The sequence below is a fragment of the Bifidobacterium sp. ESL0745 genome, assembly GCF_029433335.1.
Classification (GTDB): Bacteria; Actinomycetota; Actinomycetes; order Actinomycetales; family Bifidobacteriaceae; genus Bifidobacterium.
The window spans coordinates 275,003-287,188 of the sequence record NZ_JAQTHX010000001.1; the positions used below are offsets into that span (position 1 = coordinate 275,003).

Here is a 12,186-nt window from a genome sequence, read left to right on the forward strand (position 1 = left end):
GCTCGCATGTTCAGACACGGTATGGAAGAAAATCAGTGCTTGGTCATCAGCTCATCGGTGTCGAAGAGGATGGTCACCGGCCCGTCGTTGGTCAGCGATACCCGCATGTGCGAGCCGAAACGGCCTTCCTTGACCGTGGTGCCCTGCTTGCGCAACGCATCGTTGAAATCGAGCCAGATGCGTTTGGCGTGTTCGGGCTTACCGGCACTGATGAAGCTCGGGCGGTTGCCGCGATGAACGTCGGCGAACAGCGTGAACTGCGAGACCGACAGGATTTCGCCGTTGACCTGTGCCAATGACAGGTTCATTTTGCCTTTTTCGTCTTCGAACACGCGCAGTTTCGTGATTTTTTGCGCGAGCCAATCGATTTGTTCCTGACCGTCCGCGTCGCTCACCCCGACAAACAGCACATAGCCTATGCCGATATGCTGCGCCTGAAACGATGGGTCGATCTCGCCGCTGACCTCGTCGACCACGTCGATATAGGCGTTGCTGACTTTCTGTAACACGATTCTCATGGCGCCAAGTCTAGTCGTTACATCTATACCATCGGATTACAGGGCATTTGTCCGCTATGACGGACTTGCGCTGTCGTGTTGCGGCGACGTCGACGGTTTTCGGTGAAGCGGGAATCGTCGAAATCTGCCGATAGATAACAGAGAATCAGGTTGTTTCATATCAAGGTTTTACACGGACAATGTTTCATTGCCAACGTCATTTTCTGCTGTCGGCCATCGCCGGTTCCGGCCGTCGAAGAAATACGCTATAATTAAATATTCCGGTGCAAGCCGGGGCTTGATAATTCAAGAAAAGGGGATGATCGGTTTCGACGGTGACCTGTTCGTCGCAGGGAAGCGTGCCGAGAATGTGGAGTCCACTCGAGATGACCTCCACGAAACAACAAGTGCTAAATCTAATCGCACTGAGTTCGCTCTCGCTGCCTGAGCCAAGCGCCAGGATTAACCAGTGAGCAGCTGCTCCGTCCACTCCTTCTCGTCTTCGGAAGGATGTTGGGCGTCATTAGAGGACTTGCTTGAGCCATTGCACCACAGGGTGACTCAGGGACTTTAACTGTAGATATGCTCGCCATCCATTGTCCGCGACACGGATGGGGGCAGAAAAACCGCCAAAAGGCCAGCGGACTACGCACGTAGAAGACTGAGGGTTCGGCCATCGGACCGGGGTTCAATTCCCCGCATCTCCACGAGTTCAACGCCGCCAGGGTTCGCCCCGGCGGCGTTTTTCATTGTATGCCGACGAATGATGGCGAGTCGATGTAGAGAAAGGTAACGGACGATTGGTCGGCGGCAGTGACAGTACGGTAACGGTAACGGCTGCATCTAGCGTCGCAGCCAGTCCTATAAGCGTTTTGCAGTAAGTTTCATCGGTTCATATGGTCGCAGAATGAGGCGGGGCGTCGGACGATGCCCTTCCGCATTATGTCCGTGGCATAGATGCCGATGGGCGAAGGGTGCAGGCCGTGGGTGCTGCGTTCGTATCGACGCGATTTACCGTCAATGGCGATGTCGTCGATACTGTACCTAACCCGATGGCTTGGCAATGAAATATGAACATAAACAGACGTTTGTTCAGAATAGATAATTTTTCCAAAGAAACACTTAAATATTGCGGATATTAAATTATGTATTTACTATTAAAAAACGGTGGATTTGTCTGTTGTCCTGTTTTGCGAATATCAAAGGGATTCCATACTCCGGCACTTGATGTTGAGTGTCCGACAGCTGGGCGATATGCAGGTTTGGAATGATCCCTGACGATGAAGGGCATCGTTGCAGGCAAGGCGAAAGGAATCAACGATGGTGGACAGCGGTGTCGCCCTTGCGCGAGTGGTCGCGTCATTCCCTCTTAAGGGAACGATCATCAGCGTCGAGCCATACGGCGATGGCCATATCAATCGGACCTATCTGGTTCTCACCGACCAGTGCCGTTATATCCTGCAGAAGATGAACACCAATGTGTTTCCGGACGCTGCAGGCCTGATGCGCAACATCGAACTGGTGACTTCCTACTTGCAAGATAAGGGTGAGGAAACCCTCGATATCGTGCCGACCAACGACGGCGCGACCTATTTTAAGGACCCCACTGGCTCCTGGCGTGTATACGCGTTTATCGAGCACACGATTTCCTACAACCTCGTGCCCGACGCCTCCGTCTTATGTGATGCCGGTGCGGCGTTCGGCCACTTCCAGAACGTCCTTGCCGCGTTCGACGCTTCGCAGCTAAGCGAAACCATCGCCCACTTCCATGACGCCCCAAGCCGGTTCCGCGATTTTCAATCCGCAGTCAGCGACGATAGCCGGCATCGGGTCGAATCCTGCCGGTCTGAAATCGATTTCTACATGGCTCACACCGAATGGTACCCATTGATCATGAAGGGTCTTGCCTTAGGGTCGATCCCGCTGAGGGTGACTCACAACGACACCAAACTTAATAACATCCTGATGGATGCCACCACCCACGAAGCCCGTGCCATTATCGATCTGGACACCATCATGCCCGGTTCGTTGCTCTTTGATTTCGGCGATTCCATCAGATCCGGCGCGTCCACAGCGCTCGAAGACGAACAGGATCTCGACAAGGTGCACTTCAGCTCCGAACTTTTCGAGGCGTACGCCCGCGGATATCTGCGCGAACTCAAGCCGAGCATCACCGATAAGGAACTTGCGCTCCTTCCCGAAAGCGCTATCCTGATGACGTTGGAATGCGGCATGCGCTTTTTGGCCGACTATCTTTGCGGTGACACCTATTTCGCCGTTGACTACCCGCAGCACAATCTGGTGCGTTGCCGCACCCAGATCAAGTTGATTCAGGAAATGGAAGACAGGCTCACAGCCAGCCACCGCATCATCGATGAGGTCATGGAGGAGTTGCAATGAGCGATGAGTCCCAATTGGAAGACGAGGGAACGAAAAGCGCGAAACGTGGCAGGAAGGCTTATGAATCGGTGTATGGGGCCCTTGACACGCTGCTCGGCTACGCCCGAGTGCATCTCGGTCTTGACGTGCAGGATATCGATTGGGCGCGCAACCGTGTGCTCTCGGACTTTGACCTGACCTCATATATGCCCAGTCCCGTCATCCGGGGAATCGGGGATCTCGGCGATTTGCCGAATCCCGATCCGTTGCTTCATCGTTTCTATCAGGCGCTGGATCAGCTGGATGTAGACGGTCTTGGCTCCGAGGAAAGTGTCGACGATCTTGTGATGGGTGAGCTCGGAGCGGCGCCTTCCGTTCTGCAGCGGCGCTTTGCCCAGATCGAGGCCGATAGTGGCGGTATGGAGGCCATGCGATGGTTCTATCGATACTGTGTCGCCAATACCTATGTCAAAAAGGCCAGACTTGACAAGAACCCGCGTTTTGAATCCCATGGTCTGATCATCACCATCAATCAGGCCAAACCTGAGTTCAAGAACATGAAGAAGGCCGCGTCCGGCAACAGCATCAGCGGCGGTTATCCACAATGCAGCATCTGCCACGAGAATGAGGGATTTGCGGGTCGCGACAAGCGAACGCTGCGCACCATCCCGGTTTCTTTGGGTGGCAAGCCCTTCTTCTGGCAGTTCTCGCCGTACGGGTATTTCAGTCAGCACGGCATCTGTGTGAACATGGAACACACCCCGATGCATGTCGATCGCGAAACGTTTGGCAACCTCATGGATTTCGTCGATCGGTTCCCCGGTTATTTCCTTGGCTGCAACGCGGCCCTTCCGGGTATCGGCGGATCGGTGCTTGCCCATGATCATTATCAGGGCGGCGGCGAACTGATGCCGATGCACAAGGCCAAGGCGTGGGGTCTGATGCATGTGCCCGGCAACGACAAGGTGCAGATCGAGGTCCTCGATTGGCCCGGCACGGCGGTGCGTGTGGTCTCGCGATCGCGGCAGGACATCATCGAGGTGTCTGAGCACATACGGCTGGGCTGGCAGCACTATACCAACCGCGATCTCGGTATCGTCTGCAGAGGGGAGGAAGGGCGGCGTTCCGCGGTTTCTCCCAGCGTCTGCCGCACTTGTCGCGGATACGAAATGAACATTATCCTGCGCAACAATGGCGTAAGCGCGAAATACCCCGAAGGTATTTTCCACGTGCACCCGCAGTATTGGGCCGTCAAGCAGGAGCCGATAGGGTTGATCGAGGCGCAAGGGCTTTTCGTGCTGCCCGGCCGTCTGATCGGTCAGCTTTCCGCTCTTGAATCGGCGCTGATTCAAGGCAAGGGACTGCCTGAGACGCTAGGCGAGTTCGTCTTTGAGTTCGATGAGATTCAGCGGCTGTTGCAGGGGTCGAGAAACCTTGACGATGTGCATGCCGCAATGCGTGACGAGTTGGGTAGCATCTGCGAACGGATTCTCGGCAACACCGCGGTCTTTAAAGACAAACAGGATACGGTGGCATTCCTTGAGGGTCTCGGATTCAAATACTAGTATGATTTTTCATTGGTCATAGATGACGTTTTACGGAAACCAGGTCATGATGAGTGAACAGCATATCGCGACGGCTAGGGGTGCACGGGTGCATCGGCCTATTTTGGAGATTGCGGTACAGGATGTCACAGGGGCGCGCATCGCCGCACGCCAAGGTGCCGATCGCATGGAGCTGTGCGCGGCTTTGGGAGCAACGGGGGGCATCACGCCGAGCTATGGTGTGATCCGTCTTTGCGCGCAGGCCGGTGTGCCGCTGGGCGGCGAGGTGCTTATCCGTTCGCGCGGCGGCGATTTCGTTTACGACAAGGACGACAAGGCGACGCAACTGGCTGAGATCGGTCCGGCCCTTGAGGCGGGGGCCTCTGGCGTCGTCGTCGGTGGGCTTGATGATAAGGGCGATATCGATGTCACCTTCGCCCGCGACCTTATCGACGAGGCCCATGAGCAGGCCGCAAGGCTGGGGCGCAGGATCGATGTGGTCTTCCACCGTGCCTTCGATGTGGCCAGGGACCAGCATGATTCGCTGGAGACACTGATTGAACTGGGCTATACCCGCGTGCTCACTTCCGGCGGTGCCCCGAACGCCATGGAAGGAACAGACAGTATTGCCCGTCTGGTGTCCCAGGCCGACGGGCGCATCCAGATCATGGCCGGAGGCGGTGTGCAGCCGCAGTTCATGGCACAGCTGATCGATGCGGGCGTCGATGCCCTGCATCTTTCGGCGCGCAAGCAGTTTCATTCGCTCGGCGGCCCTGGAGGCGGCGGCGACAACGCCGTGGTGGAACGCACCGATGAAGCTGTCGTCGAGGCCGCAGTACGCGCCTGCAAAGGCTGATCCCAATAGACCGATTCCGGCTAGACTGAAGTGCAAAAGCGGCGAAGGAAGCATGACACGCCAGGGATAACTAAAACGTTTTAGTCATGTCCATCCTGTAGAACGGAAACACAAAACGGCAGCGCTGCCACAACGTTGTTTGTCCGTCTAAGTGAGCAAAGGATGAGACGGGATGTTTCTGAAACCGCAACAGCAATTGGATCGATGCTCTCGTGTAATGCGCCAGCGAGTAGTGCCTCATATCCACCCCATACTTGAGCCTTGCCGAGTCAGGGCTTTTGATATCCCCGGTGAGCCGATGCCCTCCGAACGGTTCTTCTCTTGTGTTGCTGTCGGTGACATCGATTTCAGGCCCTTTGCCATGGGCTCTTTGTGGGGCACGACGTGGGGCACGGTCTGGTTCGAGCTCAAAGGGCATATTCCGCAACGCGGGCAGGATGGGCACCCCATCGAACTGATGATCGACTTGGGTTGGTATGACCATTCGCCCGGTGGCCACATCGAAGGCATGGTCTACCGGCCTGATGGCACGGTCGTCAAGGCCGTGCATCCCAAGAATTTCTGGGTGCGACTCGTCGAAGCGGACGGCACCACGAACATTCCCGTCGCCGACGATGGTTCGTTTACGCTCTACCTTGAGGCGGCCTGCAACCCGCTGTTGCTCGGGGTTCCGCCATTCGTCGAGACGAATTTGGGGCAGAAGGCCACCGGCAAGCCCGAGGAGCAGTATGTGTTCCGCAGTGCCAACGTGTGTGCCTTCGATAGATCGATGGAGGATTATTGGCTCGACCTTGACGTGGTGAGCATGCTGATGGGGCAGGCCGACAAGGACTCGCCGCGTTACTGGCAGCTGGCCAAGGCGTTGCAACGCTCGCTCAATGTCTACGATGAGCAGGTTCCCGATTCCGTGATTCCGGCACGCGAGGCGTTGCAGGGCGTTTTGGGTAAGCGGGCGAACGCCTCCGCGATGGACGTGAGCGCGGTGGGTCATGCCCATATCGATTCCGCATGGCTTTGGCCGGTACGGGAGACGCGTCGCAAGGTGGCGCGAACCGTCAGCAACACTTTGGCGCTGATGAACGAGGAACCGGAATATATCTATGCGATGAGCTCGGCGCAGCAGTACGCCTGGCTTGAAGAGGACCATCCCGATCTGTTCGAACAGGTCAAGGCGCGTGTGGCGCAGGGCCAGTTCGTGCCGGTCGGCGGCATGTGGGTGGAGGCCGACGGCATGGTGCCGGCAGGTGAATCGCTGATCCGTCAGATTTCCTACGGTCAGCGTTATTTCGGTTCCCGTTTCGGCGTTCATCCCGACGGCGTATGGCTTCCCGATAGCTTCGGCTACAACGGTTCCTGGCCGCAGATCGCTCGTCGTGCCGGTTACAAGTGGTTCCTGACGCAGAAGATCTCGTGGAGCGACACCACCAAGTTCCCGCATCACAGCTTTATGTGGGAGGGCATCGATGGCACCCGCATTTTCACCCATTTCCCGCCCTCGGACACCTATGCTGCCTGGACCACCGTCGAAGAACTCGTCCACGCCGAAAAGAACTTCCGTGACAAGGATTTCGCCGACAAATCGATTCTGCTCTATGGCTGGGGCGATGGCGGTGGCGGCCCGACGCGTGAGATGCTGGGGCACCTGCACCGTTACGAGGATCTGGAAGGGGTTTCGCGCGTCAAACTGGAGGCGCCGGACACCTTCTTCGAGGCCGCGCATGCCCAACTTGAAGAGAATGCCGGCCCGGAGATGCCGGTCTGGCATGGCGAGCTCTACTTGGAACTGCACCGCGCCACACTGACCAGCCAGCAGGATATGAAACGCTATTGCCGACAGGAGGAATCGTTGCTGCGCGTGGCCGAATATCTCTGCGTTGCGGCCGGACTTGAAGCCGCCCCGACCGGTTACGTCTATCCGCAGGAGGAATTTGACTCGATTTGGAAGACGTTGCTGTTGAACCAGTTCCATGACATCCTTCCAGGTTCCGGTATCGCTTGGGTGCATCGCGAGGCACGGGAGCAGTATCGTCGCGATATGCTGCGGCTCAGGGAGTTGATAGCCAAAGCTTCGGAGGCATTGAAGCGCTCCCGACCACAGCTGCCGGTGGTTCCTGAGGCTGTGATCGCCCAATATGGTATGAATGGCGATTCGTGGCAGGTGCGCCCCGCTGCCGGCGACGAGCGTTCCGGCGACGGTGAAACGCCAGCGGTCATCCTTCGGCGTGACGATTTCGGACGTGTCGTGCTGGACAACGGCCGATTGAAGGTGTGCGTCGAGCCGGACGGTTCGGTTTCATCGTTGATCGACCTCGAATCAGATCGCGAATTGGTGCCAAAAGGCGCATGCATGGCCTCCTACGAGCTGTTGAAGGACGAGCCTTCCGTCTATGACGCTTGGGAAATCGAGCGCGATGCGTTGCTGTGTGCGAATCGTATCGACGGCGGGCATATTACGTCGTCCGAAGTGGACGGTGAAGGTGTGGCCAGGGTGCAGGCTCGGCTGGAATTCTCGCACAGTGTCATCGATACGCAGATCGTTTTAAGGCCTGGTGCCATGCGTCTTGATTTCAGCGCCAGCGTGGATTGGCACGAACGTGAACGTTTCCTTAAGGTCGATATGCCGTTGGCGTTGGCCGTGCCGAATGCCCAGTACGAATGCCAATACGGCTGGGTCGAGCGTCCTGTGATCAAGAATGACGCGAGCGAGGAAGCCAAATACGAAAGCTGCACCCATCGTTACGTTCGTGTACGCGAAGGTGATTACGGTGTCGCCGTGGTCAATGCCTCCACATACGGTTGCGATGCCTCACCGATCCATGGAGATCCTGCCCAAGGTATTACGAACGGTACCATGTTGCGTTTGTCGCTGTTGGAATCACCGGTATTTCCCGACCCCCACGAGGATACGGGAAGCCACGATTTCGATTGGGCGGTGGTCGCTGACGCGACCATGAAGCGGACGCTTGACGAAGCGGCGGAAATCAACGCGCCGCAATTGCCTGATATTCCCGTCATCGAGCCTCTGGTGAGTTTACGCGATATCGAGGGTACACCTGTGATCGATTGGATCAAACCGGCCGATGACGGTTCGGGCGACCTGATCGTCCGCCTGTATGAAGCGTCCGGTTGCCGTGCCGGTGCGACGCTTCATGTCGCCGCGCCATTGGCCGATGCCACCGTGCGGGAAACCGATGCCTTGGAAGGCGACAATCTCGCCGACGATCTGCCGGTCTGCCTTTCAGGCACGCATCCGGCACAAGGGGCGAAGATTGGCCTCAGGCCTTTTGAAATGGCCACATTGTGTTTTCATAGGGAGGGATAAGTCCATAGCGCTATCAGGAAACCAGCGTCATCAACCCCGATTGCCTAGCAAATCGAGACCCCGGATACCGGCCTGTGATGGTCGGTAACCTCAAAAATCCTAAGAAAGGCCTTACCTATGTTCCTTATTCCAGACCAGGAGCTTTCACGTTGTGATCGTGTGCTCCAGCAGCGTCTCGACCCCCACATCCATTCCGTACTCAGCCATTGCACGCTCCGAAGTGCCGCCAACCCCGGCGAGCCGGAACCGTATCGGCAATTCCTGAGTCGTGCACGAAGCGGGCAGGTCGATTTTGAGCCTTTCGAGGTTCCGGGAGTGTGGGGCACGACCTGGGGCACGACGTGGTTCGAAGTGAAGGGACACGTCGACCTTGATGCGGTGAAAGGCCGGAAGGTCGAGTTGGTCGCCGATTTGGGGTGGCTCAACAACCGTGGTCCCGGCTTCCAGTCCGAGGCGCTCGCCTACACCGCCGACGGAGAGGCCATCAAGGCGGTGAATCCGCGCAACAGCTGGGTTCCATTGATTGATGCCGACGGCACGCGACACGTCGATATCGACGGGAATGGTGATTTCACGCTCTACCTCGAGGCCGCGGCCAACCCGTTCGTGGAAGGCCCCACGCCATATTCGCCCACACCGCTTGGCGAAGGCCCGACCGGCAAACCCGACGAACCTTATACTTTGCGCCGCATGGATGTTTGCCTATTCGACGAGGATCTCTACAACTACCGCATGGATCTTGATGTCGTCTCCTCGCTTATCCGTGAATTGAAGGACGACGACCCGCGTTACTGGCAGCTTTCCAAGGCGTTGCAGCGTTCGCTCAACGTCTATGACGAACGCGATATCGCAGGCACCGTTGCTCCCGCACGTGCGCAACTGGCCGGTGTGCTTTCCAAACATGCCGTGCCTTCCAGTGTCAAACACACCGCCGTCGCCCACGCCCACATCGATTCCGCCTGGCTATGGCCGGTGCGCGAGACCAAGCGCAAGGTGGCCCGCACCGTCTCCAATGTGCTGGCGATGATGGACGAGGATCCCGATTTCATCTATGCGATGAGTTCGGCCCAGCAATACGCCTGGCTTGAGGACGAGCATCCTGACCTCTTCAGACGCATGAAAGCGCGGATCGCGGAAGGCCGGTTCGTTCCTGTCGGCGGCATGTGGGTCGAATCCGACGGCATGGTGCCGGCCGGCGAATCGCTGATCCGCCAGATCACCTTCGGCCAGCGTTATTTTGAAGACCATCTTGGAGCCAAAGCCGACGGCGTATGGCTGCCCGATAGCTTCGGCTACACCGGTTCCTGGCCCCAGATCGCCCGCCGTGCAGGCTTCCAATGGTTCCTGACCCAGAAGATCTCGTGGAACGACACCACGAAATTCCCGCATCATTCCTTCATCTGGCAAGGCATTGACGGCACCGGCATTCTCACCCACTTCCCGCCCGCGGACACCTACGATTCGCCGGTCGAGGTCAAGGACGTCATCTATTCGCAGAAGAACTATCTCGACAAGGACCTTTCCGACCACGCCATTATGCTCTACGGGTTCGGCGACGGTGGCGGTGGTCCCACGCGCGAGATGAACAGCCGCATCCGCCGTATGCGCGATCTCGAAGGCGTGCCGCAGATTGATTTCGGCACCCCTGACGACCTGTACGGCAAGATTCGCCACGACATCGTCGACAATGCCCAGGGCGAGACGCCGATCTATCGCGGCGAGCTCTATCTGGAGCTGCACCGCGCCACGCTGACCGCCCAGCAGGACATGAAGCGCGGCTGCCGGCAGGAGGAATCGATGCTGCGTGTGGTCGAATACCTGTGCGCCGCGGCAAGCATCAAGAATCCCGGCTATGTCTATCCGCGTGAACAGCTTGATGCCATCTGGAAGTCGTTGCTTTTAAATCAGTTCCACGACATTCTGCCGGGTTCGGCGCTCGCGTGGGCGGAACGACAGGCCCGGCAGGAATACCAGCGGGACATTCGCGCGCTTTACGGCATCGCCGACGAGGCCGCTGCGGCCATCCACAAGGCATGCCCGCAATTGCCGGTGGTACGCGATGCGGTGGTGTTGCCGGTGGCTGCGGGTTCCGATGGCCTCGATGATTCCGCAAAGACCACTGTCGTCGGCAATGGCAACACGGCAGTCAGTGACATCTCTGATACCTCTTGGCAGGTGCAGTCGGCTGGCTTTGTCGCCGTTGCCGATAATGTCTGGCTTGACCGTAAAGAGGGGCTTGCCGTTTCGCGGTTCGATTCAGATGTGCCGCTTACTGTGCCGGACGTAGATCCACACAGCGAGATGAAGGCGGAACGGAGCGACGAGGGGACCGCGACACTCTCCAATGGCTTGCTCAACGTCAAGGTCGAGGCCGACGGCACCGTTTCGTCGCTGTTCGACGAGAAGGCCGGACGCCAGCTGGTGCCAAGCGGCACCCGCTTGGGACGCTACGAACTCCTGCGGGACGAGCCGTATCAGTGGGATGCGTGGGACATCCATCGCGACGCTTTCCTGATGGCCAATGGGCTGGATGAGTCCAAGCTGGTCGATGTCGAGAAACGCAGTGACGGTACGGCGGTGGCAATGGTCAAAGCCCACGCCGCCGGCGTGGATATCGAAACCCGCATCATCCTTCACCCCGGTTCCCGTTGTCTTGATTTCGAAGCCGGCGTCGACTGGCACGTCAAAGAGCGTTTCCTCAAAGTCGACCTGCCGTTGGCCTTGGACGTGCGCAACGCCCAGTACGAGGCACAATACGGCATGGTCGAACGTCCGGTGCAGAAGAACTCGCGCAGCGACGAGGCGAAATTCGAAAGCTGCACCCATCGTTTCGTGCGTCTCGCCGAACCCGGTTATGCCGCCGCCGTGGTCAATGCCACGACCTATGGCTCGGATGTAAGCCCTATCGGCAATGTCACTGGTGGTAATACATCAGAGGATATCACCGATGTCACTGCTCCTGGCAGGGGAACGATGGTTCGTCTTTCCCTGCTTTCGGCCCCGCTTTACCCCGATCCGCACACCGATCAGGGCCATCACGAATTCGCCTGGTCGCTTCTCGCGGATGCCAGTGTCGAACGCACACTTGCGCAAGTCTCTCGTCTCAACGCCCCGGTATTCGCCGCGATTCCCGCTTTTGCGCCATTGGCTACGGTCCAGGCCGATAAGGGAATCATCGTGCTGGATTGGGTAAAGCCGGCGGATGACGGTTCCGGCGACCTGATTCTTCGCCTTTATGAGCCTGCGGGCGGTGAAGCGCAAGGGACATTGCATGTTTGCGACGATCTTTCCGGTGTCCGCGTCCGTGAAGTCTCCGAATTGGAAGATGATGAATCGTTGCCGGCCGATTTGCCGAGGGTTCTCAAAGGCTTTGCGCCTGCGCAAGGAGCGCACTTGGCGTTCAGCCCGTTCGAACAGGCGACGTTGCGCATCAGCAGATGACGCGTCGACGTTGAGATTTGGCGGTTTTAAATTGGGATATGCCGGAATCAAACGGAGCGTCCCAATTTTTTATGCTGATAACAAAAACGCTTTAGATGGAGGAAAGCCGATTTCTAGCGCGACACGAGATAATATCCCTTAAATTGA

Annotated in this window: 6 protein-coding genes and 1 other RNA gene; 6 read left to right on the forward strand and 1 reads right to left on the reverse strand. The window is 57.7% G+C overall.

Features of this window, described 5'->3' with window-relative positions; all coding sequences use genetic code 11:
- Positions 1-32: 32 nt before the first annotated feature.
- Positions 33-518, reverse strand: coding sequence for a D-aminoacyl-tRNA deacylase (gene dtd, locus PT275_RS00960; RefSeq protein ID WP_277151466.1), 486 nt, complete (start codon positions 516-518; stop codon positions 33-35).
- A gap of 294 nt (positions 519-812) precedes the next feature.
- On the opposite strand from dtd, the gene ssrA reads away from it, so the two are divergent.
- From ssrA to PT275_RS00990, 6 genes are all read left to right on the forward strand, one after another.
- Positions 813-1,207: a transfer-messenger RNA gene (gene ssrA / locus PT275_RS00965) on the forward strand.
- 610 nt (positions 1,208-1,817) lie between these two features.
- Entirely contained in the window at positions 1,818-2,897 is a 1,080-nt protein-coding gene (locus tag PT275_RS00970) for an aminoglycoside phosphotransferase family protein (protein ID WP_277151468.1), read from the forward strand.
- A complete protein-coding gene (locus PT275_RS00975) occupies positions 2,894-4,441 on the forward strand; it encodes a galactose-1-phosphate uridylyltransferase (protein WP_277151470.1) in 1,548 nt (515 codons plus the stop codon). Before PT275_RS00970 ends, PT275_RS00975 begins: the two co-directional genes overlap by 4 nt.
- Positions 4,442-4,487: 46 nt before the next feature.
- On the forward strand, positions 4,488-5,276 hold the full coding sequence (locus tag PT275_RS00980) for a copper homeostasis protein CutC (RefSeq protein WP_277151471.1): 789 nt from the start codon (positions 4,488-4,490) through the stop codon (positions 5,274-5,276).
- Positions 5,277-5,448: 172 nt separating this feature from the next.
- Complete coding sequence (locus PT275_RS00985; RefSeq protein WP_277151473.1) at positions 5,449-8,598, forward strand: alpha-mannosidase; 3,150 nt, start codon at positions 5,449-5,451, stop codon at positions 8,596-8,598.
- Positions 8,599-8,715: 117 nt separating this feature from the next.
- On the forward strand, positions 8,716-12,039 hold the full coding sequence (locus PT275_RS00990; protein WP_277151475.1) for an alpha-mannosidase: 3,324 nt from the start codon (positions 8,716-8,718) through the stop codon (positions 12,037-12,039).
- Positions 12,040-12,186: the final 147 nt, after the last annotated feature.